The organism is Bradyrhizobium sp. 157 (genome assembly GCF_023073815.1).
In the GTDB taxonomy this organism is placed as follows: Bacteria; Pseudomonadota; Alphaproteobacteria; order Rhizobiales; family Xanthobacteraceae; genus Bradyrhizobium.
Window position 1 is genome coordinate 85981 of record NZ_JADPKF010000090.1, and the last position, 25559, is coordinate 111539.

General features: G+C 62.9%; 32 protein-coding genes and 2 pseudogenes. 17 read left to right on the forward strand and 17 right to left on the reverse strand.

From position 1 onward, the window contains the following. Positions 1–7: 7 nt before the first annotated feature. A complete protein-coding gene (locus IVA95_RS26130; RefSeq protein ID WP_247513117.1) occupies positions 8–781 on the reverse strand; it encodes an enoyl-CoA hydratase-related protein in 774 nt (257 codons plus the stop codon). 155 nt (positions 782–936) lie between these two features. On the opposite strand from IVA95_RS26130, the gene IVA95_RS26135 reads away from it, so the two are divergent. The 5 genes from IVA95_RS26135 (at position 937) to IVA95_RS26155 (ending at position 4604) form a co-directional block, all read left to right on the forward strand. After that, a complete protein-coding gene (locus IVA95_RS26135) occupies positions 937–1197 on the forward strand; it encodes a hypothetical protein (protein ID WP_247513118.1) in 261 nt (86 codons plus the stop codon). A 90-nt stretch (positions 1198–1287) separates the two neighbouring features. Beyond that, positions 1288–2451 (forward strand): MFS transporter, encoded by a 1164-nt coding sequence (locus IVA95_RS26140; protein WP_247513119.1) that lies wholly within the window; start codon positions 1288–1290, stop codon positions 2449–2451. Positions 2452–2547: 96 nt separating this feature from the next. Next, entirely contained in the window at positions 2548–3165 is a 618-nt protein-coding gene (locus tag IVA95_RS26145) for a PilZ domain-containing protein (RefSeq protein ID WP_247513120.1), read from the forward strand. 331 nt (positions 3166–3496) lie between these two features. Further along, a complete protein-coding gene (locus IVA95_RS26150; protein ID WP_247513121.1) occupies positions 3497–4126 on the forward strand; it encodes a transglutaminase-like cysteine peptidase in 630 nt (209 codons plus the stop codon). Positions 4127–4391: 265 nt separating this feature from the next. Next, the gene (locus IVA95_RS26155; protein ID WP_247513122.1) at positions 4392–4604 is read left to right on the forward strand and encodes a hypothetical protein; all 213 of its coding nucleotides are present in this window, start codon (positions 4392–4394) and stop codon (positions 4602–4604) included. A 77-nt stretch (positions 4605–4681) separates the two neighbouring features. Here IVA95_RS26155 and IVA95_RS26160 read toward each other — a convergent pair whose 3' ends face one another. After that, complete coding sequence (locus IVA95_RS26160) at positions 4682–4999, reverse strand: hypothetical protein (RefSeq protein WP_247513123.1); 318 nt, start codon at positions 4997–4999, stop codon at positions 4682–4684. 90 nt (positions 5000–5089) lie between these two features. Then, a complete protein-coding gene (locus IVA95_RS26165) occupies positions 5090–5545 on the reverse strand; it encodes an Hsp20 family protein (protein WP_247513124.1) in 456 nt (151 codons plus the stop codon). A 254-nt stretch (positions 5546–5799) separates the two neighbouring features. Between IVA95_RS26165 and IVA95_RS26170 the strand changes: the two genes are divergently transcribed. Next, complete coding sequence (locus IVA95_RS26170) at positions 5800–6687, forward strand: alpha/beta hydrolase (protein ID WP_247513125.1); 888 nt, start codon at positions 5800–5802, stop codon at positions 6685–6687. A 154-nt stretch (positions 6688–6841) separates the two neighbouring features. After that, positions 6842–7348, forward strand: a complete 507-nt coding sequence (locus IVA95_RS26175) for a hypothetical protein (protein WP_247513126.1) — start codon at positions 6842–6844, stop codon at positions 7346–7348. 483 nt (positions 7349–7831) lie between these two features. Here IVA95_RS26175 and IVA95_RS26180 read toward each other — a convergent pair whose 3' ends face one another. Together IVA95_RS26180 and IVA95_RS26185 are read right to left on the reverse strand one after the other, a co-directional pair. Further along, positions 7832–7984 carry a hypothetical protein gene (locus tag IVA95_RS26180; RefSeq protein WP_247513127.1) on the reverse strand — a complete coding sequence of 51 codons (153 nt, stop codon included), beginning with the start codon at positions 7982–7984 and terminating at the stop codon, positions 7832–7834. 228 nt (positions 7985–8212) lie between these two features. Continuing rightward, the gene (locus IVA95_RS26185; protein WP_247513128.1) at positions 8213–8725 is read right to left on the reverse strand and encodes a hypothetical protein; all 513 of its coding nucleotides are present in this window, start codon (positions 8723–8725) and stop codon (positions 8213–8215) included. 113 nt (positions 8726–8838) lie between these two features. Here IVA95_RS26185 and IVA95_RS26190 point away from each other — a divergent pair, with 113 nt between their 5' ends. Together IVA95_RS26190 and IVA95_RS26195 are read left to right on the forward strand one after the other, a co-directional pair. Further along, positions 8839–9066 carry a hypothetical protein gene (locus IVA95_RS26190; protein ID WP_247513129.1) on the forward strand — a complete coding sequence of 76 codons (228 nt, stop codon included), beginning with the start codon at positions 8839–8841 and terminating at the stop codon, positions 9064–9066. Then, on the forward strand, positions 9063–9230 hold the full coding sequence (locus IVA95_RS26195) for a hypothetical protein (protein WP_171578151.1): 168 nt from the start codon (positions 9063–9065) through the stop codon (positions 9228–9230). Before IVA95_RS26190 ends, IVA95_RS26195 begins: the two co-directional genes overlap by 4 nt. Positions 9231–9332: 102 nt before the next feature. On the opposite strand, the gene IVA95_RS26200 is transcribed toward IVA95_RS26195, so the two are convergent. From IVA95_RS26200 to IVA95_RS26220, 5 genes are all read right to left on the reverse strand, one after another. Then, complete coding sequence (locus tag IVA95_RS26200) at positions 9333–10352, reverse strand: PAS-domain containing protein (protein ID WP_247513130.1); 1020 nt, start codon at positions 10350–10352, stop codon at positions 9333–9335. A gap of 26 nt (positions 10353–10378) precedes the next feature. Then, positions 10379–10765, reverse strand: a complete 387-nt coding sequence (locus IVA95_RS26205; protein ID WP_247513131.1) for a hypothetical protein — start codon at positions 10763–10765, stop codon at positions 10379–10381. An 84-nt stretch (positions 10766–10849) separates the two neighbouring features. After that, positions 10850–10987, reverse strand: a complete 138-nt coding sequence (locus IVA95_RS26210) for a hypothetical protein (RefSeq protein WP_247513132.1) — start codon at positions 10985–10987, stop codon at positions 10850–10852. Positions 10988–11232: 245 nt separating this feature from the next. After that, positions 11233–11763, reverse strand: coding sequence for a gamma carbonic anhydrase family protein (locus IVA95_RS26215; RefSeq protein ID WP_057843886.1), 531 nt, complete (start codon positions 11761–11763; stop codon positions 11233–11235). 73 nt (positions 11764–11836) lie between these two features. Then, positions 11837–12166, reverse strand: coding sequence for a hypothetical protein (locus IVA95_RS26220; protein ID WP_247513133.1), 330 nt, complete (start codon positions 12164–12166; stop codon positions 11837–11839). A 304-nt stretch (positions 12167–12470) separates the two neighbouring features. Between IVA95_RS26220 and IVA95_RS26225 the strand changes: the two genes are divergently transcribed. Beyond that, positions 12471–13118 (forward strand): hypothetical protein, encoded by a 648-nt coding sequence (locus IVA95_RS26225; protein WP_247513248.1) that lies wholly within the window; start codon positions 12471–12473, stop codon positions 13116–13118. A 126-nt stretch (positions 13119–13244) separates the two neighbouring features. Here IVA95_RS26225 and IVA95_RS26230 read toward each other — a convergent pair whose 3' ends face one another. Beyond that, complete coding sequence (locus IVA95_RS26230; RefSeq protein ID WP_025590201.1) at positions 13245–13463, reverse strand: DUF3126 family protein; 219 nt, start codon at positions 13461–13463, stop codon at positions 13245–13247. A gap of 107 nt (positions 13464–13570) precedes the next feature. Beyond that, positions 13571–14398, reverse strand: a complete 828-nt coding sequence (cysE, locus tag IVA95_RS26235) for a serine O-acetyltransferase (protein ID WP_247513134.1) — start codon at positions 14396–14398, stop codon at positions 13571–13573. Between the two features lie 300 nt (positions 14399–14698). Between cysE and IVA95_RS26240 the strand changes: the two are divergent. Further along, positions 14699–15019 (forward strand): annotated as a pseudogene (locus tag IVA95_RS26240) (hypothetical protein); the annotation flags it as partial. Positions 15020–15081: 62 nt separating this feature from the next. Here IVA95_RS26240 and IVA95_RS26245 read toward each other — a convergent pair. After that, a complete protein-coding gene (locus tag IVA95_RS26245; RefSeq protein WP_247513135.1) occupies positions 15082–15834 on the reverse strand; it encodes an alpha/beta hydrolase in 753 nt (250 codons plus the stop codon). Between the two features lie 59 nt (positions 15835–15893). After that, positions 15894–17054 (reverse strand): hypothetical protein, encoded by a 1161-nt coding sequence (locus IVA95_RS26250; RefSeq protein ID WP_247513136.1) that lies wholly within the window; start codon positions 17052–17054, stop codon positions 15894–15896. Between the two features lie 249 nt (positions 17055–17303). Between IVA95_RS26250 and IVA95_RS26255 the strand changes: the two genes are divergently transcribed. Next, on the forward strand, positions 17304–17549 hold the full coding sequence (locus IVA95_RS26255; RefSeq protein ID WP_213245758.1) for a zinc-finger domain-containing protein: 246 nt from the start codon (positions 17304–17306) through the stop codon (positions 17547–17549). A 7-nt stretch (positions 17550–17556) separates the two neighbouring features. Then, positions 17557–18759, forward strand: coding sequence for an FAD-dependent monooxygenase (locus IVA95_RS26260; protein ID WP_247513137.1), 1203 nt, complete (start codon positions 17557–17559; stop codon positions 18757–18759). A gap of 31 nt (positions 18760–18790) precedes the next feature. Here the strand turns inward: IVA95_RS26260 and IVA95_RS26265 are convergent, their stop codons facing one another. Beyond that, positions 18791–19231, reverse strand: a complete 441-nt coding sequence (locus IVA95_RS26265; RefSeq protein WP_247513138.1) for a twin-arginine translocation pathway signal — start codon at positions 19229–19231, stop codon at positions 18791–18793. 414 nt (positions 19232–19645) lie between these two features. Here IVA95_RS26265 and IVA95_RS26270 point away from each other — a divergent pair. Together IVA95_RS26270 and IVA95_RS26275 are read left to right on the forward strand one after the other, a co-directional pair. Continuing rightward, a pseudogene (locus IVA95_RS26270) lies at positions 19646–19744 on the forward strand. A gap of 187 nt (positions 19745–19931) precedes the next feature. Then, entirely contained in the window at positions 19932–20531 is a 600-nt protein-coding gene (locus IVA95_RS26275; RefSeq protein ID WP_247513139.1) for a TMEM175 family protein, read from the forward strand. On the opposite strand, the gene IVA95_RS26280 is transcribed toward IVA95_RS26275, so the two are convergent. Next, positions 20528–21265, reverse strand: coding sequence for a lysophospholipid acyltransferase family protein (locus IVA95_RS26280; protein WP_247513140.1), 738 nt, complete (start codon positions 21263–21265; stop codon positions 20528–20530). The genes IVA95_RS26275 and IVA95_RS26280 overlap by 4 nt on opposite strands. A 103-nt stretch (positions 21266–21368) precedes the next feature. Here IVA95_RS26280 and IVA95_RS26285 point away from each other — a divergent pair, with 103 nt between their 5' ends. Continuing rightward, complete coding sequence (locus tag IVA95_RS26285) at positions 21369–22226, forward strand: alpha/beta hydrolase (protein WP_247513141.1); 858 nt, start codon at positions 21369–21371, stop codon at positions 22224–22226. A gap of 272 nt (positions 22227–22498) precedes the next feature. On the opposite strand, the gene IVA95_RS26290 is transcribed toward IVA95_RS26285, so the two are convergent. Then, a complete protein-coding gene (locus IVA95_RS26290; RefSeq protein WP_247513142.1) occupies positions 22499–24121 on the reverse strand; it encodes an ABC transporter substrate-binding protein in 1623 nt (540 codons plus the stop codon). Between the two features lie 277 nt (positions 24122–24398). Here IVA95_RS26290 and IVA95_RS26295 point away from each other — a divergent pair, with 277 nt between their 5' ends. After that, on the forward strand, positions 24399–25529 hold the full coding sequence (locus IVA95_RS26295; protein WP_247513143.1) for a M20/M25/M40 family metallo-hydrolase: 1131 nt from the start codon (positions 24399–24401) through the stop codon (positions 25527–25529). Positions 25530–25559: the final 30 nt, after the last annotated feature.

Sequence of the window (25559 nt, forward strand, 5' to 3'; positions counted from 1 at the left end):
CTTCTGCTCAGCGTCCGGTGAACACCGCCGCGCGTTTCTCAAGGAAGGCGTTGCGCCCTTCCACCGCGTCGGCGCTCAAGCGGATCTCCGCCTGCGTCTCGATCTCGCGGCGGAATTGATCGGCATAGCTGGCGTGTTCGCTCTCATCGATCAGGCGGCGCGTCGCGACCAGCGCGCGCGTCGGGCCATCAGCGAGCCGGCGCGCCAGCCCAAGCGCCCCGTCCCGAAGCGCTGCATCGTCGAACACTTCGCGGACCAATCCCCACTCCTTCGCGAGGTCGGCAGACAGCGGCTCGTTGGTCATCATCAATTCGAGCGCTCGCTGCCGGCCGATGAGGCGTGGCAACAGCCAGGTCGAGCCAAGATCGGGGACCAGCGCGATGCGGCTGAACACCTGAATGAAGCGCGCCGAACGTGCGGCAACGATCATGTCGCCCGCCATCGCAAGGCTGAATCCGCCGCCCGCCGCCACGCCGTTGACCGCGACCACGACCGGCACGCGGCACTCGCGTAGCGCCTTGAACGCCGGCCAGTAATACTTCATCACGCCGGCCGCGAGGTCGTCGCCCAGGATTTGCGCCGCCTTGAGGTTCTGGCCCGAGCAGAAGCCACGCCCGGCGCCCGTCAGCACCAACGCCCTCACCTGCGGATCATCGTTAATCTCGCCGATGGCTGTCGCGAGATCGCCCAGCAAATCGGGCGTCATCGCGTTCAGGGTCTCGGGTTCATCCAACGTCAGCATGCCGACGCTGTCGTCGCGCTCCCGCTTCACTCCCGGCATTCGGTTCCTCCGTCTGCTGACGTTTTGGGCCGGCCCGGCCGGGCGCGACAGGTAACCCTAATCGTACCGAAGCAGCGATGCGAAGCACAATGGCCTCTCGCAGACTTGACCGAAATCCCTGTTGCCAGAGATACTTGGCTCATTGGATGTGAGCTATGTTTGAGATCGGTATTTTCTGCGTAATTTTTCTCGCACTATCCTATTGGGCGATCCTCTGGCTGATGGGACGGCGCAATGACGTGTTGCATGGCGAGTTCGTCAAAAGCGAGCCGCACGCTGAAGAACCTGTGCGTTCTGTAGTTCCGAGGCGTCCGCAGGTTCGAACCGCTATGCGTGCGCGTCCGGTTGAAGTTGCTCCGGAGCAACTTGCATTCCGGCAAAAGCGGTTGGAGTCGCTGCTGAACACAATCAAGTAGGACCTCAATCAACTGGTACGGAAATAGGCGACCCGCAATCACTGCGCCAGCATCGGCGCAGAGTCGGTCTACCCGGTCGAGGAGCGAGCGTTGGGCAATCGCTGGAGCGTTCTGGCCGTTCTGTTCACCGTGCGGCTCACCATGGCGTTCCAGTTTCAGAGCGTCGCTGCGGTTGCGCCGCTGCTCGGCACCAAATTCGATGCCACCCTTGCCGATATCGGACTCCTGATCGGCCTCTATTTCACGCCGGGAGTCGCGCTTTCGCTGCCGGGCGGCGCGATCGGAAAAAGGCTTGGCGACAAGGCCACCGTGTCAGGTGCGCTGGTGCTGATGTTGATCGGCCAGGTGGTCATGGTGGTCTCGGAGTCCTGGGGCTGGCAGATCGCAGGACGGCTGATCGCCGGCGGTGGCGGCGTCTTGCTCAACGTCTTGCTGACGAAAATGGTGACCGACTGGTTCGCCGGCAAGGAAATCGCGACCGCGATGGCCATCTTCGTCAATTCGTGGCCGGCCGGCATCGCCATATCGCTCTTGACCTTGCCCCCAATCGGCACCGCCTATGGCGTCGGCGCGGCCTATCTTTCGATTGCCGCGCTGATCGGCCTCGGCATGCTGCTTCTTGTTGTGGTCTATCGATCTCCGTCAACCGCAGCAGCCGCGCCTTCGGCCGCCTCACGGCTCGACCGCAACACCCTCTTTGCCGTGATCATCGCCGGTCTGACCTGGGGCCTCTTCAACATCGGGTTCGCGACGATTTTCAGTTTCGGCCCCACCCTGCTGGTCGAACGCGGCTGGACGATCACGGCGGCGGGCTCGGCCATCAGCATCGTCCTGTGGCTCGCGGCGCTCGGCGGAACGGCTGGCGGATTTCTGGCCGATTGGACCAAGCGACCGCAATCGGTGCTTGTCATCGGATGCGTCGTGTTCGCGCTATTGATGCTCGTGCTGCCTCGCAGCACGGCAGTGCTTCCCCTCGTAATCACGATAGGCTTGATCAGCGCCCTGCCCGCAGGGCCGATCATGAGCCTGCCCGCACAGGTGTTGCAGCCTCAGACGCGTGCGATCGGGATGGGCATTTTCTATACCGTCTTTTACGCCGCAATGATGCTCGGCCCAGCGGTTGCCGGCGCCATCGCCAAATGGAGCGGCAGCGCCGCGGCGGCATTCGACTTCGGGACGGTGGCCCTGCTTGTCTGTCCAGTATTGTTGTGGGGATACAACCGGATTGCTGCGCCGCGACTGCAGGCCGCGTGAGTGCCTGCGCTTCATGCAACCGCCGCTAACACATCGTTAACCCTGTCCGCCTTAGGGTCTTCCTGACGCCGAAGGACCGGCTGTCTGGTGGCGAAGATGTCGTTTGCGCAAAAGAAAACAACCACTGTGCCGTCCGCGGAGGAGCGGCGGCGCTTCCAGCGCGTCAAGGTTCATTTGCTCGGCCGCTACATGCTGCCGGACCGCCGCGAATTTCCTTGCCAGATTATCAACATGTCGCCGGGGGGCCTGGCGCTGCTGGCGCCCGGCATCGGCAATGTCGGCGACCGCGTGATCGCCTATCTCGACCACATCGGCCGCGTTGAGGGCAAGATCACCCGCATCATCGACAACGGCTTTGCCATGACGGTCGGCGCCACCGCGCGCAAGCGCGACAAGCTCGCCGCCCAGCTCACCTGGCTCGCCAACCGCGATATCCTCAATCTGCCCGAAGACCGCCGCCACGATCGCATCGTGCCGCGCAACCCGATTGCGCTGCTGACGCTCGAGGACGGCAGCAAGATGACCTGCCGCATCATCGACCTGTCGCTGTCGGGCGCTGCGATCGCCGCGGAGAACCGCCCGCCGCTGAAGTCGCTGGTCATGCTCGGCAAGGTGCAGTCTCGCGTGGTGCGAAATCTCGAAGAAGGCTTTGCGCTCGAGTTCGTCCACGAGCAAGTCGCCGAGGCGCTCGAAGACGCGGTTACCGCGCGGTAAAGCGCCAGCCGCCAAAAACCCCTGATTTTTCAACCTCAAGAAGCGGTATCCGGGTTGCCGGATGCCGTCTTTTCGTTGTCCGGCAACGGCCAGACTCGGTTAACGCGGGGCGCTTTTGCCCGCGCATCCCCTGCTACTGCAGCGCCACAAGCGTTAATCCATAAAGTTTGAATCAATTGCAGTTGTTTCAAATTTTATTCGAATTCGATTCAAGTATAGATCGAATTAGCCGCCAGCTTTACTAGTATTCGCGTCAAATGTACTTGCCTGACTTAGCGGCGGCGCAAATCCTTTGTGCGAAACGTGGTCCCAACAAGAAACGGGGGCCACAATGTTGTTCAGGGGACAGGGGAAGGGACTGGCGGTGATCGCCGTCCTGTTGGGAGTGAGCGCTTCAATGTGCGTCCCGGCGAAAGCCGGCGACGCAGTCTATGCCAGCCTTGGCGATACCGCGCGCTCGCCGATCGGCTGGGTCGAATTCTGCGCCGAGAACGCGGGCGAATGCCGCGGCGGCGCATCACAGCCGCGCGACATCGTGATGTCGCAGACGGCGTGGCGGGATCTGCTGCGGGTCAACAAGTGGGTCAACGAGGCCATCAAGCCGATCACCGACATGGATCATTGGGGTGTGATCGAAAAGTGGTCGTTGCCGACGGACGGTTACGGTGACTGCGAGGACTATGTGCTTCTGAAGCGCAAAATGTTGATCGACGCCGGATGGCCGCGCGAGGCGCTGCTGATCACGGTGGTGCGCGACAAGAAGGGCGAAGGCCACGCAGTGCTGACGGTGAAGACCGACAAGGGCGAGTTCGTTCTCGACAACCAGAACGAAAACGTCCTGGCCTGGACCGAGACCGGCTACCGCTTCGTCAAGCGTCAGTCGCAGAGCGACCCGAACATATGGGTCTCGCTCGGTGACAGTCGCCCGGCGGTCGCCACCGCCTCGTCACGCGATCGATAACGAGAGAAGGATTTTACCAACCCGCGACCCGGTCACATCCCCACCCCTCCCCGTCCCAGACCGGTTCGCGCGCGGCCACCCTTCCCCCAAAGGGTGGCCGCACCTTTTTGTGCGGCCTCCACGCAGAGCGCACCAGCTTTGCACCCAGTTGCGTTCTTGGCCGTTGCGAGCATTTAAATCCCTTATATGACTACTAGCAGACAGACAGGACCGTGGGCTTGTCGCTCAAATCAATCCTCTATTTTTCGCCGCTTGGAGGCCCAAGATGATCCATGTGGACGACCGTACCGCAGCAAATCTGGATGTGGTTCTGGAAGAAGCCTGCAGGGGATTGAAACACGGTGGCGACCACGAAACCCGAAAAAAGATTGCCATGAAACTCATTCAAGCTGCCAGGAAAGGAAATACCACCCTTGGCGGCCTGAAGGCTGTGGCTGATCGAGCCCTGACGGAGATGGTCCACCGCAAATCGGCCTGACAGCGATTTCGACGGGGCGCAAACGATGTGCGACGGCCCCGGGGGCCGCCGCGCCGTGTCATATTTTGTTCTGACGACTACGCCGCCAGCGCCACGCGCGACGTTGATTTTTGCCGCATCGGCTTGCCGCCTGGCGATCCCGGCGGTTTGCGGTCGAGCATCGAAAGCGCTTCGAGAACCTCATCAATGGTCACGAGGCGCCTCGTGCCCGCCAGCTCGCGCAGCGCGGGATTCGAAGTCACGGCCGCCGCATCCGACGCCCACGAGGCGAGGATCGCGCGCTTTTCGCTCAGCGACAGCGTCGCGTCGGCGACCACGTCGCGCGGGTGGTCGAACACGGTCGCCGGATGCAGAACGGCATTCAGATCAAAGATATTGTCCGCCTGATCGATCATCGGTTCATCCTCCCCAAAAGGTAAAAATCGCCTCCCGCCCGCAATGCCCGGGCGGGAGCCTCCGGTCCTTTCGCGCGGTGCGAGCCGGCCTTAGGCCGCCTTCGCCTCGATCTGCTGAACGTTGCTCGGCGTCACGCCATTGATGGCGATGCGGCGTGGCTTCATCGCTTCCGGGACCTCCCGGAACAGCTCAATCCGCAGCAAACCTTCCTCGAACGACGCGCTCTTCACCTGCACATGATCGGCAAGGCTGAACTGGCGCTTAAAGGGACGAGCGGAGATACCCTGGTAGAGATACTCGCGCTGGCCCTTGTCGGCCTTGCGGCCCTCGATCGTCACCGTGTTCTGCTCGGCGGTGACCGAAATCTCATCCGTCGAAAAGCCGGCGACCGCGAGCGAGATCTGGTAGCGATCTTCGCCGAGGCGTTCGATGTTGTAGGGAGGGTAGTTATCCTCGCCCATCCGTTGCGCGGTTTCGGCGAGGTCGAAAAGGCGATCGAAGCCAATGGTGGAACGCCAAAGCGGCGTAAAGTCATAGGTGCGCATAGCCAAATCCTCCATGGAGCAAGTTGGATACGAGCGGCACCGGACACGACCGGTGCCCGTCCCAAGACCGGGCCCATCAGGCGCCCGGCCCCGCCGCCTATCGGCGGCAGCAAAAAAATTGGAAAACCGCGATTTGGTTTCAAGGGTGCGGATAAAAATTTTTGCGGACCGGCGCCGGCCTGGCCGGCCTTGTCGATCTTTTGCACCGCATGACCGATGTGCAATGATGGACCGCCGCGGCCGGAGAACGCACCTTGGCGCACAGCGAGATCGACGCCATCCGCGCATTGCTGGGTTCGAAGCCGCGGCCGGTCGGATGGGCGGAACGGCGGCAGCGGCTCGACGAAGTCGGATCGACCTGGCCGATGGCATCCGACGTGGAATGCGAGCCGGTCGATTGTGCCGGCGTCGCCGGCGAGTGGTCGATCGCGCCGGGCAGCGACACATCGCGTGTGCTGCTGTATTTCCATGGCGGCGGATACTGCTCCGGCTCGATTGTCAGTCACCGCCGCCTGGTGACGGAAGCCGGACGCGCGGCACGCACCCGCACCCTCGCGATCGACTACCGGCGCGCGCCCGAACACCCCTACCCCGCCGCCCACGAAGACGCACTGACCGCGTGGCATTTTCTGCGCAAGCAAGGCATCGCCGCGGCGAGCATCGCGGTCGGCGGCGACAGCGCCGGCGGCAACCTGACGCTCGGGCTGCTCGATCGGCTGCGCGCCGCCAGCGAGGAATTGCCGGCGTGCATCTGGCTGGTCTCGCCCTGGACCGACCTCACGATGTCAGGCAGGACGCTTCTAACCAAGGACGCAATCGATCCGCTGATCCGCAAGGCCTATCTGGCCGAGCTCGCGAATGCCTACGCGCCGCCACCCATCGACCGCCGCGATCCACTGATCTCGCCGCTATTCGCCGATCTCACCGGCTTTCCGCCGGCCCTCATTCAGGTCGGGTCGGCCGAGACGTTGCTGGCGGACGCCACACGGCTCGCCGAGGCCGCAGGCGCGGCCGATGTCGATGTGACGCTGCAGATCTGGCCACACATGATCCACGCTTGGCCGGTTTGGAATGCCAAACTCGAAGACGGGCGCCGCGCGCTGGCCTGCGCCGGGCAATTCATCAAGTCGCATATCCGATAGCACTGAACATCCGGCTCCGGTGGCCGCCGCCGGGAAAGCCTGATTCTCAAGGACTTGGCCGGAATTCCTCACCCGCCCGGCAAATCCCGGTTTTGTGCGGCAGCGCGGCTGTGCTATTTGAGAACATTGAAATCACGTCCGGATTTGGAGTCGCATGATCGAACTCGCCCCCCGGAGTGCCAGCCCCGTCGTGCGTTTCGGCGGCCAGCCGATTGCGATCGCTGCTGCGGCTCTCGTCATTGTCGTGGTTGGCGTAAGCTCTATCGCCCTGTGGCGCGCCTGTACGGGCAGCGCCCCCGAGACCGATCGCGCGGCCGCGACCCGCCTGTTGCAGGCGCGCGCCGCGCAAGCCTCCGAGCAACTGGTCGAGAAGACCAAGGGCTTGGAAGCGACCCAGCAGGAATCGATCGACCAGTTGCAGGTGGTGCAGGACCAGTTGCAGACCGTGCGCCGCCTGCTCGCCGCGCAGCAGGCCGATACCAGGAAGCTTTCCGAGCAGGTCGGAACGCTGACAGAGGCGATCGATGGCTTGCGGCAATCCTTTGCCAGCGCGCAGGCCTCCGAACCCGCCGCGGCTGCCGCGCCCCGCAACCGGTCAGCCAAGGCAAAGCCCCGCGCGGCCCGAAGCGCAAATCGCAGCCGCGCCAAGGCGCGGGGCTGACCGGTCTGGTCGGCGTTTGACGGCTGGCGCGACCGCCGACGCCAATGCGATCCGCACCGCTTGCTTCCGGCAATCCGACGATATTGCCCTTAGCATAGGGACCAGCACATGGCGGCCCCAGCGCATTCCGCCGCGCGGCTGGCTGACGGGACATTTTCCATCGCTGTGGCATGTCCTGCCGCAAGTTTTTTCCGCCTTTGTGAACTGGTTCACACATGGCCGGAAAAATCCCGGGCATCCTGTAATTCACCGGATGGCGTGAGCCGATTTCAATATCCGGGGCTGGCAAGGTCGTTGACGGTATACTGCGTCGACGGCCTTGTTCTTTTGTGCCCCCTTCAACGGCCGCCGCTGCAATCCAATAGCTCACCGACGCCCGCACCGATACGCGCCAGAATCCAGGCGTGGCTGTGCAGCCCGCTGCGATGGCAGGCCGCAGAGATCGCGTGCAACATGACTGCGCGCGATCCTGTCGAAAATCAGCTATCCGGCGCGACCGCTCTTGCGATACGGCTTGGACATCTGGCGCGGCTTGGCCATCCTCTGTTCGAACTCCCAGAACATCCAGACGAAGGCCGCACCCAGACCAACCACGACACAAAGGAATAACAACGTCAATGCTGGGACTGTGAGCATGTTCAACATCCCTGATGCGATGCCAGCGGCATATCAGCGGATGGATCGAAATACGGCGTCGGCTCTGGAAAACGCCCGAGCGTATCGCCCCCGCGATTTGCCCTTGAAGTGCTCGACGCTGTCCGCGTCGGATCCTCGCGGATCCCGGGTCAAATTTAGAACGGGTTCACGGAGATGGCTGGCCCTATTTGCCCGCTACCCTGCGACCGGACGTCGCTCTGGCACGGATTAACAGCCGCGGCAAATGCCCTTTATCTTGCGATCGATCGTCTTGTTTTCTTCGTTGATCTCGGCATCTTCCCTGGTCTGCGGGCCCGTTACGTTCGTTCCCGATCCTGCCGATCTTCCCGTGCCCGTCGTTACGCCGCTGCCGGTGTTGACGCCGCTGCCTGACGACTGGGCGGTCCCGGCACTGTTGGTGCCCGGTGCAGGCGGCGACGCTAGCCTGGGCTGGTTCGCCGCGCCGCTTGGATCTTCGCCGGCATTGTTCAACCCGCCGGGGCTGGCGGGACCTGGAGGCACGCCGGTGACACTTTGCGAGCCCGCGCCCGCAGAGCCCGCGTTCGGAGAACCAGCGGCGGTGCTGCTACCAGCGGTAGGACCACTCGCCGCACCGCCTGAACTGGCGCCGCCGGTGCTCGCACCTCCGCCGGCGCCGCCGCCGCTCTGTGCAAACGAAGTGACCGGCGATATCAGGATTGTGATGGCCGCAACTGCAGCGGCCGCAGATGATAGCTTCATCGGAAATCTCCTTTACGGAACAACGACGGCACCCGTTCCCTTGTTCCTCCCGGAACGATTCCCCCTGCCCGATCATTCATTCACATCCGCTCGACGCCCGGAGTGGCCACGCTTTGCGCAAATTGATTGCCTTCGACGATGACACGCTCGACAAGCTGACCCAGCTTGCGCGCGATCGGATGGCGACATTTCAGGAACTGGCCGACGAAGCCTTTGCGGACCTGCTGAAGAAGCACGGCATCCCCATCGACCTCAAGGACGCGCTGCGGAAAAGCGCAGCCGCTTCGAACGAAGCGACGCCGAAAAGAACCAGATCGAAAACCCGAAAGGCGGCATCATGAATTCCGACCCCGATCCTTTCGAGCAAGGCCAGCGCGCCGCGCGCCAAAACATTCCGGCGGAAGCTAATCCATATCGGGATGGCAGCGAGGAGCATGCGCTCTGGGCCGCGGGCCATGAAAAGGTCGCCGGCCCTCGCGAGGCGAACGAAAGTGAAGGCGGCTGAGCCGCCTGGAACGTTTGCGATCGTTAGAACGTTTCGCGTCAAGAAAACGCGTCAAAACAAAGTCTAAAGCCCGGCTCTGATTCAATCAGAACCGAAAAGCCTCTACGCCGCAGCTTCGGTCGGGGCCGCAATATCGGTCTGGCCGGTCCGGTCCTCGACCATGCTCACGAACAAATGGGACTCGCGTTCGGGCCCGCCGATCTGAAGCCGCCGCACCGCAATGGTGCGCCGGCCCTTGACCGGGTTGTCGACGGTATCGACGATGGTTTCGAGTTGCTGCTTGCGCTCCAGCAACTGCCGATCGCGCCGTTCGATCAATTCGGCAGCCGACTCCGGAAACAGCTCGCGGGGTGTTTTCCCCATGATCTCCGCACGCGACATGCCGATCATCTCCTCGGCTGCCTTGTTGACGAACAGGTACCGCAGATTGCGCGCGTCCTTGACGAGAATCCCCTCGGGTATGTTTTCGACGATCGCGGCCAGAAACTCTTCCGTCCGCTCCAGAATGGCTTGGCCCTTCCTTTGTGCGGTAACGTCTTCCTGCACCGACACCCAGCCGCCGCCGTCCATCGGACGCTCGTGGATCTTGATCACGCGACCGTCGGTGAGGCTGATTTCGTAGCAGGTCGGCTGCCGTTTTCCGATGCGATCAATGATCGCTGCGAGATATTGCTTGATGTCGCCTTTGAACAATCCGCTGTCGACCCTATGCTGCAGGATCTCCTCCAGCGACGATCCGGCCTTGATCTTCACCGGCAGGCCATAGAGTTTTCGATACTGGTCGTTCAGCGCCAGGACCTGCGCCTTGCCGTCGAGCATGACCAGGCCCTGCGGCATGCTGTTGATGGCCGCAGTCAGTTGCCATTTGGTGGCTTGGTACTTGTCGTTGAACTTGTCGCGCTCATCCATGGCAGCATCGCGCTGCTTCGCGGTACCGGCTTTGAGCTTCTCGAGCTCGAAGTTGCGGCTCACGACGTCACGAAAATTCTGAACGGCGTAGGCCAGACGTCCGATCTCGTCGGCACGGGCGTAATGCGGAATATAGCTATTGACGTTGCCGGCGGCGATGCGGTCGGTCGCCTCGGTAATTTCCTGCAACGGCTGGACGACAGAGCGTCGCATCACGAGTACGTTGAGTGCGGCAAATATCAGAGCGCCAAGTCCGAGCGCGAACAGATGCGGCCCTGGTCGCCGAGCGCCGCGGCCTCGACGGTGCGTTCGTTGTAGATCCGCGCCAGCGCCTCGAGGTCGTTGCTGAGCTGCGTACGCGGCGCACGGTTGGCGTCGTTGTCGCCCCATTCGCGGCCAGCCGCCGGGCTGATGTCGACCGCGCGTCGTACGAGCTCCTTGCGGAATTCGATAAACTGGTCAATGCGTCGCTTGAAAGCCGTGAACTGCTCGACGTCGTCAGCGCGGACGGTTTGCTTCCACCGCTCCATCACGCCGGTCAGTTCGCGGTTGCGCTTTAAGAGCTCGTCGCCGTACTGCTTCACCTTCGCCCGGTCAGTGGACATGTAGATGCCGCGCGATTCCATGACGATGGCGTAGATGAGACCATTGGCTTGGCTGACATTGGCTGCGGCCTGGGCCGACGACGCCTGCAGGTGCCGATATCCGGTTTACAGCCGTACCGACTGGATCGACATCACCATTAGGACGGTCGTGACGACCATCAACCCGGCGGCGATGCCATAGATTTTCTCGGTAACGCTGAGATCGCTCGTCCAACCGACGAGCCCAGCCATCATTCTTTTCATCGATCCGGCCTCCGGCAGTTGCGAGGTCGGGCTTCAGGGTGGTGCATCCGTCGGCCATCGCTCCAGAACGACAGAGCCTAAAGCACCTCCGCTATCACAAGCTTAAGGTTGCAACCGGTAGTAATACGGGCTACCGCCGTGGAACCCCATGGTCCCTGCATGACGGTTAGCGAAGCGTCAGCGAGATACTCCTCGGAGGCCCCGTTCTCGCGAAACCGCCGAGACGGAACCGAAGAGGACTGTCTTCACCCGATCTTCTTCAGTCCGTTTTTAAACCGCGGCCCGTTGAGCGCATAGAATTTCGCAGCACTTCCCATCGCCGTCACCTGCTCGGGTGACAAAGTGCGGATCACGCGCGCGGGCGAGCCGATGATCAGGGAATATTCGGGATATTCCTTGCCTTCGGTGATAACCGATCCCGCGCCGACGATGCTGCCGCGGCGTATCTTCGCGCCGTTCATGACGATCGAGCCCATGCCGACCAGCGCGTCGTCTTCGAGCGTGCAGCCGTGCAGGATGACATTGTGGCCGACGGTGCAGTTCTTGCCGATCGTGAGCGGAAAGCCGCGGTCGGTATGGCAGGTCGAATTGTCCTGCACGTTGGAGCCTTCGCCGATTTCGATCCACTCATTGTCGCCGCGCAGTACCGCGCCGAACCACACGCTGGCGGAATCCAGCAGGCGAACCTTGCCGATCACGACGGCGGTGTCTGCGATGAAATAGTTTCCGTTTGCGGGGAGTTCAGGCCCCTGTCCGTCGAGTTCGTAGATCGCCATAACAAAAAGGTCTCCGTTGGCAGAGACCTTGGCACAGCCGCTGGCGCGGGATCAAGCGAACAGGCCGCCAGCCTCAGGCCAGCACGCCCGCGGCTCGCAGCGTCATCAGGAAGAACGTGCCGGACATCATGCTCCAGAAGCCTGAAAGCACGGTCGCCATCATCACGAATTCGAAGCGGTGCCGCTCGATCTTCGCGCCGCGCACCGTGTTACGCATGATGATGAAGGGTGCGGCGAAAACCAGAAACGGCACGGCCGCAAATGTCTTCGGCGCCACGCCTTCCCCAAGCAGCCCGAATCCCGCCGGCCGCGCCGCCATTGCCTGATAGCCGCTGGCGAGCGCGCCTGCGAGCGCAAAGCCGATGCACAGGGAGAACAGGGAATTCAACGCATCGGGCGACATGACAACTTCCCGTACTCGACAAACCGCGCCCCTGCTTTCGCAAAATTGGGCGGCGGCCGCCACAGCATCCTTAAGGAAGGGTTAACAACGATCCGCCAGGACCTCGTTTGCGCATAGCTACAGCGGCCGAACTCCCGCGAAATCATGCGGAAATCGCGCGGCCCATGGCATATTCGCGGGATGATTCGCCTAGCTCTCGGGATCGCGCCCGAGCCTCGAACCCACTGATGCTTCCTTCATGACCCTGCTTTCGACGGCCCAGCACCTCGCCCGCGACACCCGCAGGGATCCGCGCTCGCACATGATGCTCATCATGGTCGCCGTAACCATCACCGCGGGCGCCGCTGCACTTGTCGCTTACTTGCTGTGGCCAACCTGGGTAGCGCGGCCTGCCAGCGCTCCGGGCCGGTTGCCGGTCAGCGTCGGCGCCACGCTCTTCAATGTGCCGACAGCAGCAATCCGCCGCAAGATCCAGCGCCACTCCGGGCCGCAGGAGCGGGTCGATCTCAGTTTCGTCTTCCCGTCGCTTGAACCACCGGATGCGCCGAAGCACGTCAGCGCCGATACGATCGAGGAGAAGGTGCAGCCGATCGACCGGATCTTCGTCTCGATATCGGCCCACCACAACGCGCTGGCGCCGGAGATGCGGGTTCGCACCATCTACCCGCGCTACCTCGAACAGAAGACAACACCGATCGACGACGGATTGACGATGCGCGCCTTCCGCGACGGCTCGCCCTACGCCAACGAGGATCTGTTCTCGGCCGGCGCTCCGAGCCTCAACGCGCGCTGCACGCGCGATGGCCTGACGCCCGGCATGTGCCTGAGCGAGCGTCGCGTCGACGGCGCCGACCTGACGTTCCGCTTTCCGCGGAGCTGGCTGTCGCAATGGCGCGATGTTGCGAATGCGATGGACCGCCTGACAGCGCAAATGCGCGGGCCGAAGGACTAGGCTCGATTTCGCAGCTTTGTAGGGTGGGCAAAGGCGCAATTGCGCCGTGCCCACCATCGTAATTCACGACTAAGAAAACAAGTTGGTGGGCACGCTACGCTTTGCCCACCCTACGCCGCACGCACTCTATCCGACGTCGGCGAGATCTTCTTCGAGGATCGCCATCTGAAACTGGAACGAGCGATCGTCGTCCTCATCATCGACGAACAACACGCCGATGAATTCCTCGCCGATATAGACTTCGGCGGAGTCGTCTTTTTTCGGCCGCGGCACGACGCGGATCTTGGGATTGCCGAATACGCGCTTGAGATAGGCGTCGAGCTTCCTGACTTCCTGAACGTCCACGGCGGTCTCCAATCGGATTCTTTAAATTTCCGGGAGGTTTTTAGGACGAGACGGCGCAGACTACCAGCCGTAACTTCACAAATACGGCTGGCAGAAAGTGAGGAAAATCAAAGCCCGATAGCGCCGAGCATCTGATCCATGGTGCGCGACGGCTCGGCACAGCCCGCCTCGCCGACGATCTTGGCGGGGACGCCGGCGACCGTGACGTTGTGCGGCACCGGCTTGACCACCACCGAGCCCGCGGCAATGCGCGCGCAATGGCCGATCTCGATATTGCCGAGAATTTTGGCGCCTGCCCCGATCAGCACGCCGCGGCGGATCTTGGGATGACGATCCTCATTCTCCTTGCCGGTGCCTCCCAGCGTGACGCCGTGCAGGATCGAAACATCGTCGTCGATCACGGCGGTCTCGCCGCAGACGAAGCCGGTCGCGTGATCGAGGAAAATGCCGCGGCCGATTTTGGCGGCAGGGTTGATATCGGTCTGAAACACCGCCGACGAGCGGCTCTGCAGATAATAGGCAAAATCCTTGCGGCCCTTTTGATAGAGCCAATGCGCCAGACGATGGGTCTGCAGCGCGTGAAAACCCTTGAAGTAGAGCAACGGATCAATAAAGCGCGAGGTTGCGGGGTCGCGGTCGTAGACCGCGACCAGATCGGCGCGGAACGCATTGCCGAGATCGGGCTCGTCGCGCAGCGCCTCATCATAGGTCTGCCGGATCAAATCGCCCGATAGCGCCGAATGATCGAGCCGCTCGGCGAGACGATGCACGACCGAATCCTCCAGGCGATCGTGGTGCAGCACGGTCGAATAGATGAAGGAAGCTAGCTCCGGCTCGCGGCGGACGATGTCCTCCGCCTCGCCCCGCACCCGGTCCCAGATCGGATCGAGCGCGGCGAGCTTCGATGCTTGCGGATTGACCTGATGCACTGCCATGGTTGCTCTCGCAAATTCGCTGATTTCGTTGCTATTATAGCACGGCGGGCGGACTTCTGTCCCGGGCAGGCGCAGGCCAAAGTAAACCGCCTCCGAATGCCGTGGGGTCCGTTCAAGGTGGTCAGCGATAGCAGGAAATCAAGCCGGCGGGCCTGCGACTATTGGTGAATTTCGGCGGACCTGCCATTCGGCGGATGCTGGCCCAAAATGGGGGGAAGCCACATCAGCACGCAGATATTGCGGGCGCGTACCGCTGCGAATTCGCGCTCGGCCTCGATCGCCGCCATCGCCATCCCATTGATGTTGCTGGCCCCTGCCCTGTGGAATGGCTATCCCCAGTGGGACACCGGCGGCTATCTGGCCCGGTGGTACGAGGGCCACCTGGTCCCCAGCCGCTCCACCACTTTCGGCCTCTATCTTCATTTCGGCGAGGATTCGAGCTTCTGGATTAACCTCGGGATCAACGCGCTGGCGACGCTGTGGATCCTGCAGCTGACGCTCCGCGTGCTCGGTATCTCCGAGCCGTTGCGGCTCCTGGCCATGAGCTTCGTGCTGGCCCTGACCACCTCGCTGCCTTTTCTTGCCAGCACGCTCCTGACCGACATTTTCGCCGGGCTTGCAACCACGGTGGCGCTGATTGCGGCGATCAGGCATTTCACCGCTGAGGATCATCGCGCGACCGCTCATTGCCGTCGCGACAGGAAATCGATGACACCGACCTTGTAGACCTTGTCGCCGACCGCGCGCATGTGATCGCGGTTTGGAATGTCGAGCACCTCCGCGCCCGGAACGATCCTTCCGAGCGCCGCGGCTGAGCCGGCAATTTCATCCCTGGTGCCGACCGCAATCAGGACTGGCACGCGGATCCCGGCGGCTTCATCCGATGTCATCAGCCGCCGCGAGCCGCGCAGGCAGGCGGCAAGCGCGTGGCGGTCGGATCGGGTCTGATCGGCGAAGGCGCGAAAGGTGCGGCCGACCGGATCGGTGACGTCCTCCAGCGACGGCGCTTCCAGCGCGATGGCCACGTTCTCGCCGGGACCGCCGCCCTCGATCAGTCCGATCCCGATGCCGCCGAGAATCGCCGAGCGCAGCCGCTGCGGCTGCTCGCGCGCCAGGATCGCCGTCATTCGCGATCCCAGCGAATAGCCCATGATGTCGGCACGCTCGATTCCCAGATGATCCAGCAGCGCAATGACGTCGCTCGCCATGATCGCAATTTCGTAAGCAGCGGCATCGTAGAGCTTTTCGGAATCGCCATGGCCGCGATTGTCGAGCGCGATCACGCGGCGGCCGTCTTTCCTCAGATCGGAAACCCAGGTCGGATAAACCCAGTTCACGTTCTTGCTGGAGGCAAAGCCATGCACGAGGACGATCGGATCGCCCTCGCCTTCGTCGAGATAAGCAATTTCGACAGCGCCGTTGTGAAAACTCGGCATCATCAGTTCCATTTTTCGGGGGATTGGAAATGGACGGGGGCCTTGCAATGGCCGCAAGTCTAGCCGTGCGCAGCAGCGCCCGCCAGCGCCGGGGCGGCCGGCAAGCATGCTGCCGCCGCCTCCTTTCTCAAGCGCCGCGCTTTCTTGCGGCGAAGCCACGCTTCGGTCGCCCGTTCGGTGGTCGCCTTGATCGATGACAGAAATCCGAACAGCGCCAATAGAGCACCGAAGACCCACATCGTCAGATTGAACGTCCCGGCAGCCAGCAGCAGCGCGCCGCGGCCGAGCACTTTCAAAATCGCGCGGGTCTGGCCTCCTTTGGCTTCGGCAAGCCGCGCGGCGCGGGCGATGTCCTTCGGGCCTTGCGCGATGCGCAGTGCGTCGAGCGCACCACGCGTGCCGGCCTTTTCGCCGACGCGTCCGACATCTTTCGCCAGACGCACCAACGCGCCAGCTTTCTCGGCGCGGAACGCCGCCTTGATTGCGCTGATGGTCTGGCCCGGCCGCAGCACCGAGCCTTTCGCGACCGCCTGCTGCAGCACCGGCGCATCGACGACCTCGCGCGCCGAGCGGCCCGCCCATTGCGTCAGCCCCTCGCCGAGACGTCCGACCTTGCGGGCACTCTTGACCATGCTGAGGCCGGCGCGCACCGGACCGACACCGCCGACCGATACATAGGTCGCCGCGGTCACTGCGAGGCCGACCGTCGCAAGGCCCAGCACCAGCCGGTCCACGTCCTCGCCCGTCGCGAGGTGCTTGCCTTCGCGAACAACGTCCCTGATATCGCCGTAGACGAAGAGATCGCCGGCAACCGTACCCGACAGGCTTGCGACATCGTCGGCATTGCCGACCACGAAACCGGTGGCAAAGCGCTTGGCAAAATGCGACGCCGAACCTGCCTCAGTAACGGCATCGCTGACGCGCTTCGATAGTTCGTCGCTGACGGCAATGCCTTTGTCGCGAGCGAGTTCGACGAAGCTGTTGGCGAGATCGGAATCCCCCGCCGCGAGCGCTGCCTCGATATTCTCGGCGACCAGCGCCTGGTTGGCCCGCAACGCGGAATTGATCTGGATGTCGGACAGTGCCGCGGGATCGTCCTGCGCGGCCAGGATGGCGCCGGCCTCGCGGGCGTGCGGCCACAGCGCGGCGCACACCGCCACGCTGAGCGCCAAGCATCCCAGCGCCCCTGCCAGAGCCGAACCGAACCGCAACCGCCTCATCCAAAAAAGTCCAATGTTTTCGTCTTTCTCAAGATGGTATGCCGTTTTTAAGACACAACTGCCCCGACGAAAGAAGGGCTTTTCTCCAACGACAAGATTGTGTCGAATTTGAATGAGCAAATGTGCGGCGGGGACACCCCGAATCGGCTCTAGGAATCATCGGCACCCCCCACTATGGTGCGCGGCATTTCGAAGCTGCCGCGTCGCGTTGATTGCGTGCGCTCATCGTTGAAATCCAAGGTGAAGCTGATGTCCGACCATGTCGTCCCGCATTTCCATAACGACGCCGGAGTGTCCGTGATCGAGATCGGCTCGCAGGAATTCATGTGCGTGGGCGCCAATCCGCCGTTCGATCATCCGCACGTATTTCTCGACCTTGGCAACGACAACGAGATCATCTGCCCCTACTGCTCGACGCTTTACCGCTTTGCCCCCGACCTCGCCGCAGGCGAAGCCCGCCCGCCGGAATGCGTCCTGAGGGACAAGGTCGCCTGACGTTTCGGTGGCCGCCGCGCGCACCATCATCGTTGCTGGTGCCGGGATCGGGGGACTGACGGCAGCGCTTTCGCTCGCAGCCAAAGGCTTTCGCGTCATCATTCTGGAAAAGGCCGAACGGCTGGAGGAAGCCGGCGCCGGCTTGCAGCTTTCGCCCAACGCCAGCCGGATCCTGATCGACCTCGGCCTGCGGCCGCGGCTTGCGCCAAGCGCCGTGACACCCGAAGCCATTAGTATCGTGAGCGCGCGTGCGGGCGGTGAGATCGTCCGCCTGCCGCTCGGCGAGGCCGCCGGTCTGCGCGCCGGCGCGCCCTATTGGGTGATGCACCGCGCCGATCTGCAAGGCGCCCTGCAGGCGGCGGTAAACGATCATCCGGACATCGACCTGCGGCTTGGCTGCCAATTCGAAGACGTGACCTCGCACGCCAAGGGGCTGACCGTGGTGCAGCGCCACGGCAATGCACGTCAGCAGGAGTTGGCGCTGGCGCTGGTCGGTGCCGACGGCATCTGGTCCGCGGTGCGGAACCATTTGTTCCCGGACGTGCAACCGCAATTTTCCGGTCTGATCGCCTGGCGCGGAACCCTCGATGCGACCACGTTGCCGCGCGAATATACCGCTGCCCGGGTGCAGCTCTGGATGGGGCCGGACGCGCACCTGGTCGCCTATCCGATCTCGGCGGCGCGCCAGATCAACGTGGTCGCTATCGTACCGGGAACCTGGAACAGGCCGGGGTGGAGTGTGCCCGGCGATGCCAACGAACTGAAGAACGCATTCGCCTCGCAGCGCTGGCCCGCGACTGCGCGGATGCTGATTGGGGCCGTCGACGAGTGGCGGCGTTGGGCGTTGTTCACGCTGCCTGGTATCCGCGAATGGACCGACGGCGCGATCGCGCTGCTCGGCGACGCCGCGCACGCGATGCTGCCGTTTGCCGCGCAAGGCGCGGGAATGGCGATCGAGGATGCCGCCGTGCTGGCCAAATGCGTGAGCGAAAGCGCCGGCGATCCTGTCGCAGGCATCCCGGCAGCACTGAAGCGCTATGGCCGGCAGCGGCGCGGCCGTGTGCTGCGGGTGCAGCGTGCGGCAAGACAACAGGGACGCATCTACCATCTCACCGGACCGCTGGCCCTGGCGCGCGACGTCGCCATCAAGGCGATGGGCCCGGAGCGCATGCTGGCGCGGCAGGACTGGATTTACAATTGGCGGGTGTAGAGCGAAGTTCGAGGCCGCAACCGATAGCGTTCTAATTTGCCGCCGGGCTTGCCTTCGTACGGCTCTTGGCAGCGGGAGCCGGTGCGATCGATGGCGGGACCGGCGCCGGCCTGGCTTCCGGTTTCGATTCCTGGCACCTGTTCTTCTGCCAGGCTTCATCGGCCAGCTTCGATTGTCCGCGCAACGCGATGTAGTCGTTGCGGTAGGCGAGCTCCGCCACCACGGGACCGGCGACGCCGGTTTCGGCCTTGGTCATCAGCCCCTGCAACTCCGCGGTGCGCGCCGCGAGGTTCTTGCGCTCGGGCTCGAGCTGCTTGCAATCGTAGAGATCGTATTTGGCGGGATCGGCAAAGGCCGGCGAAATGGTGTCGCTCATCCCGGCGCAACCGGACAGGCCGACGCCGAGCGCAACCAGCGCCAGCGCCGCGAGGCTGCGCGATAATAACCGGCGATGGGACAGCGAGTTGGGCATCGGACCTTCGTTAAGCGGATTATCTTGAGATTGCCTAAAGCTTGCCGCAGGTAAACACCCCAAGTGTCCGCATTGAGGCTTTGCTTCTGCGCGCGCGCTCACTTAAAGGTGGGGAGCGTTCGGGCCGGAGATTATCCCAATTCCACCTCTCCGGAAAACGCGCTAAGTATCTGATTTGGTAGTGAAAGCGGGCGTGGCGAAATGGTAGACGCAAGGGACTTAAACGCTTGAGTGCTCTTGGGGAAACCCAAGCTGTAGAACTGCTCAAAGTCGGGGAAACCTTTCACATGGCAATCCCGAGCCAAGCGCCCAGACCTAACGGTTCGTGCGAAGGTGTAGAGACTAGACGGGCAGCACCTAAAGGCGCGAACGCACCAATGGTGAAGGTATAGTCCAGACCACAAACGAGCCAGCGCGGATGTCCACGCTGGCGAGGCGGCGAAAGCCGTAGCTGGTAAGAAAATCCCTCGGAGGGTGACCTCTGTGCCGGTTCGAGTCCGGCCGCCCGCACCAGCCTTCGCTCGCGAAGCGAGTGAAGGCTGCCACGCCGAAGCCGACGGGCGAAGGCGGGCTTGTGTCCGCGAGCTACGGCTTGGCAAGCCACCGCCCTGACGGGCTACGCGTGGCGCAGCCACGCGAAGGCCGCCAGGCCGAAGCGTGTCCGGCGTAGCTTGAGCGTGGCGAAAGCGAAGACGGACTGATGATGCAAGGGGCCAAGTTGCCGCAAATCCATCTGTTCGAAATGCGCCGGCTGGAGATGCTGAGCAACACGATCTTCGGCGTTGCCATGACGCTGCTCGCCTATGACCTGCCAAAGGCCTCTAGTTTCACGCAAGCGCCCGATTGGCACGACGTGCTTCGCGTCTACGCCCAGCCCGTCATTGCGCTGACGATCAGCTTCGTGGTCGCCGGCGTGTTCTGGTTCAGCCATCACCGGCGGCTGGCGGTGGCGCCGGAAGGCGGTCGCGGCGTGGTATTTCTCAATTTGTTTTTCTTGCTGTCGATCATCATGCTGCCGGTGACCAACGGCCTCTACGGTGTCTACCGGCTCGATGGCGTGATCGCGGTGATCTACGGCTTTCACCTGCTGGTGATCGCGGCGCTGAACGCGGTATTGTGGGTTCTGGCGCTGCGGGGCCGCCGCGATCCGCAATTGCTGGTGACGGCGCTGTTTCCGGTGTTCGTGTTTGTGCTTGGTGTCATTGCGGCATTCACCGCGCCGGGGGTTGCGCAGTTTGTCTGGTGCCTGGCGTTTCTGGCGCCCCTTGCTGGCTGGCTTGCTGCGCGTCGCGCAGGCTAGCGCGAAACCTTGGCCTCGCTCAGCGTGAGCAGCCGGCTCGCCTCCTCCGCAATCATCCGCTCCATCTTTTCCTGAAATTCCTTGCGCGGCAGGCCCGGCGCGATCGGCGGCAGGAAGGATAGCGTGATGGTGCCGGAGTGCATGATCAGGGTCTTCTTGCCCCAGAACAGTCCGGAATTGCATGCCGCCGGAACGACTGATACGTCAAGGTTGGTGTAGAGCGCCGAAATGCCAGCGGACTGGAATCTCATCTGCTCATCGATCGCCTGGCGGGTGCCTTGCGGAAAGAGCAAGACCTGACGGCCCTCGCTAGCCGCTCGCCTGGCTTCATCGACCATCTGGCGCAGCGCATGGCGGCCCGCCGAGCGATCGACCAAGATCATCGGATAGCGCGCCAGGAACCAGCCGACGAACGGCACCTTGCGCAGCTCTTTCTTGGCGACAATGCTGGCGTCCGGGAAAAGCGCGCAGAGCGCCGCGGTTTCCCACAGCGACTGATGATTGCAGGCAATGATGCAGGGACCGTCGGGCACGTTCTCGCGCCCTCGCACCGTGTAGTCGAGGCCTACGACATGCTTCATCAGAAACATGATGCCGTTGACCCAGACTTGCGAGACCGCGCGCACAGTCCGGCTGCTGGCATTGAACAGCCACATGAACGGCACCGTCAGCGACACGGCAAGCGTCAGAATTACCACCGCCGTATCGAATATGATCGATCTCAAATAGTGCAACGATTGTCCCCTTGGGCACTTTGTGGCCACCCAATACAGCACTTTCCCGCCGTTGCACAATTGCGCCATCGGCCGGCCGGAATTGCCTCGTTAGGTTCGCCGCATGCTGGCGTCAGAGCAAATCACCATCGCCCCGCATCTCGCCTTCGATGCCATCAGCGCCGGCACGCCCGGCGCACCGCTGGTGCTGCTGCTGCACGGCTTTGCGGAATCGATGCATTGCTGGCGTGCGCAGGTCACGGCCCTTGGCGACATGGGCTATCGCGCGGTGGCGCCGAGCCAACGCGGCTATTCGCCGGGCGCACGGCCCGATCCGCGCGAATTTTCGCATTACCGGATCGACTGCCTGATGGACGACGCCAGGGCGATCGTGGCGGCTGCCGGCTATGGCTATGCGCGGTTTCATCTGGTCGGCCATGACTGGGGCGGCAGCATCGCCTGGGGCATCGCCGACCGGCATCCCGAGCGGCTGGCGTCGCTCACCATTCTCTCGCGGCCACACCCGAACGCGTTCAACCGCGCGCTGGCAACCGACAGCCAGCAGGCGCAGCGCTCAAAGCATCACAGGGCGTTTTTGGAACCGGATGCCGCCGATATCGTGCTCGCGAACGATGCCAAATGGCTGCGCGAGCGTCTCGCTGCCAACGGCGTTCCCTCTGATGCGATCGAAAGACATCTTGCCGTGCTCGGCAACAAGGATGCGATGGAGGCAGCGCTCGCCTGGTATCGCGCACGCGGCGCGATCCGCGGCCCACTCGGTCCGATCCGCGTGCCGACGCTCTATATCTGGGGCGACGCCGACGACACCGTCGGTCGCGCCGCCGCCGAAGGCACGGTGGATTTCATCGCCGCGCCCTATCGTTTCGAGGTGCTGCCCGGCGTCGGGCATTTTGCAGCGGATCAGGCGCCGGAACGGGTGAGCGAGTTGCTGCTGGAACATCTGGCTGCGCATCCTGCGTGAGGAACGCAACGCCCGCAAAAATGTTGTCGTGCACAAAAATGGAGTACGACAACATGACCAGTGAAAAAGATCGGGAAAAGGCTGCAGCGGAGCGCAAGCAAGCGCGGGATCAGCGCTCTCCGTCGCCGCCCCCGCCGCAAGTCTCTCCGCCGCTTGGGAATGACGGCCCGGAACTGGTGCGCGACAGTCACTGCTGACGATGAAAACAAAAACGCGACGGAGGAACAGTCCTCCGTCGCGTTTGCCTGATGTTCGACTTAAAGCGAATTGCCCTACTCGCTCTTGTCAATGTTCCAGAAGACCGGCGTCGCCGGGCCGTCGAGCACACCGGTCAGCGACTTCCGCCACGCGCTCGGCGTGAGGTATTGGCCGAGCGGGATATAGATCACCTGCTCATAGGCTTCCTTCTGGATCTCGGCGGCGATCTTCTTTTGCTCCTCCGGCGAAGAAGAGCGCGCGAACTTGTCCTTCAGCTCCTCGATCTTGGCGCTTTCCGCCCAGCCGAACCAGCCGCCCTTGGTGCCGCGGCCGCCGATCGAGGCGTTGGCGATCGGGTTCATCACGTCGGCGCCGACCCAGTTGGTGAAGAACATGTTCCAACCTCCCTCCTTCGGAGGCTTCTGGCTGGCGCGGCGGGCCACGACGGTCTGCCAGTCGGTGGCCTGCAGATCGACCTTGAAGCCGGCGTCGCGCAACAACTGCGCCGCGACAATCGGCTGCGCCTTCAGCGTGACAACGTCGCCCGGCGCCATGATCACGACGGGGGTGCCGTCATAGCCGGATTCGGCCAGCGCCTTCTTGGCTTCCGCCATGCTGCCGCCCTTGGTCAGATTTCCTGAACCTTCCTCGGTCGCCAACGGCGTGCCGCAGACGAAGAACGCGCCGCAGGTCTTGTAGTATTCGGGATTGCCGACCAGCGCATCCAGCACGTTCTTCTGGTTCATCGCCAGCAACGCAGCACGGCGAACCTTGACGTTGTCGAACGGCGGGTGGAGGAAATTCATCCGGCCGAGCGTCTGGAAGCCGAGCTTGTTCAATATCTCGACCTTGATGTCTTTGTTGGCGGCTATCACCGGCAACAGGTCGAAGGACGGAGTCTCTACGAAATCAATGTCGCCCGACTGCAGCGAGTTCACCGCGGTCTGCGCATCCGGCATGGTGATCCACTCGACGCGATCGACCTTCACCACCTTGCCACCGGAGGTCCAGCTCGCCGGCTCCTTGCGTGGCACGTAATCAGGGTTCTTTTCGTAGACGGCCTTCACGCCCGGCTGAAATTCAGCCTGCACGAACTTGAAGGGACCGGAGCCGACCTGCTCCTTGATCTGCTGGCCGGCGGGGGTTTCTGCGAGCCGCTTCGGCATCATGAACGGCGTGTAGGACGACGGTTTGCCGATCGATTCCAAGACCAGGCCGTAGGGCTCCTTTAGTTTCAGCGCAAAGCTCTTGGCGTCGATCGGCTCGATGCTGGCGGTAAAGTCCATCAGCTTCTGGCCCATATTGTCGTTCCTGCCCCAGCGCTTCAGCGAGGCGACACAGTCCTCCGCGGTCACCGGCGTGCCGTCATGCCACTTCAAACCGTCGCGCAAGGTGAAGGTGTAAGTCAGCTTGTCATCTGAGACTTTCCAGTCTGCCATCTGCGGCTGGACCTTGAAGTTGGAATCGGTCGCCAGCAGCGTGTCGTAGACCATGTATCCGTGGTCGCGGGTGATGTAGGCGGTGGTGAAGCCGGGATCGATGACGCGCAGGTCGGAATGCATCACGGCGGTGATGGTCTTCTTGCTGGCGGCCGTGGCCTGCGAAGTCGGGCCTAGCGACGTCAGCGCCGCCGACAGCGCAAGCACCGACAAAGCAGTCGCTATCGTGGGACGTTTCCAACGCATGATGTGGAACATTCGATCTCTCCTGACGTGAAACTGTTCAAAGTCCGCTGATTCATTATGCATGCGGTTCGTTATTTGTGCGAACTAACACGCTGTAAATCCTGACTATTTGAAGACTTGCATCAAGCGCGCGGCGCGTCAATCCGCTTTGAGGCGGCCACCGCGCTGCGAATAGCGCGGGACGCGCGTTCATGTTTCACTTTACAAATCCGCACGACATCATTCTCGTACGCGGCAAGGCCGGTGCCGGCCGGTCGAAACCCAAGAGCAAGAAAACCAAGAGAAGTCCATGAACCCAGCCAATCTTCCCTTCGATTCCGAGGCCATGCTGCAAGGGCTCCGCGGCTGGGTGGAGTGCGAAAGCCCGACTTGGGACAAGGCTGCAGTGGAGCGCATGCTCGACCTCGCCGCGCGCGACATGGCCATCATGGGTGCGACCATCGAGCGCATCGCGGGCCGGCAAGGGTTTGCCGGCTGTGTCCGCGCCCGCTTTCCGCATCCGAAGCAGGGCGAACCCGGCATCCTGATCGCCGGCCACATGGATACCGTCCATCCCGTCGGCACCATCGAAAAGCTGCAATGGCGGCGCGAAGGCAATAAATGCTTCGGCCCCGGCATCTTCGATATGAAGGGCGGCAATTTCCTCTCGCTGGAAGCGATCCGGCAACTGGCCCGCGCCGCGTTCACGACGCCGCTGCCGATCACGGTGCTGTTCACGCCCGACGAGGAAGTCGGCACGCCCTCGACCCGCGACCTTATTGAGGCGGAAGCCGCGCGCAATAAATACGTGCTGGTGCCGGAGCCGGGTCGGCCCAATAACGGCGTGGTCACCGGACGCTACGCGATTGCCCGCTTTAATCTGGAGGCCGTCGGCAAGCCGAGCCATGCCGGCGCCACGCTGTCCTCGGGCCGGTCCGCGATCCGCGAAATGGCACGCCAGATTATCGCGATCGACGGCATGACGACCGAAGATTGTACGTTTTCCGTCGGCATCGTGCATGGCGGCCAATGGGTCAATTGCGTTGCCACCACCTGCACCGGCGAAGCACTCAGCATGGCCAAGCGCCAGGCCGATCTCGACCGCGGTGTCGAGCGCATGCTGGCGCTGTCAGGCACCAGCAACGACGTGACGTTCACGGTAACCCGCGGCGTCACCCGCCCGGTGTGGGAACCAGATGCCGGCACCATGGCGTTGTATGAAAAGGCGCGCGGAGTTGCCGCGCAGATGGGCCTCGAACTGCCCCATGGCAGCGCCGGTGGTGGATCCGACGGCAATTTTACCGGCGCCATGGGCATACCGACGCTCGATGGCCTCGGCGTCCGCGGCGCCGATGCGCATACGCTGAACGAACATATCGAGGTCGACAGCCTCGCCGAACGGGGCCGCCTGATGGCGGGATTATTGGCGACGCTGGAGTGATGGTGCGCTCTATAACGTCATTACGAGGAG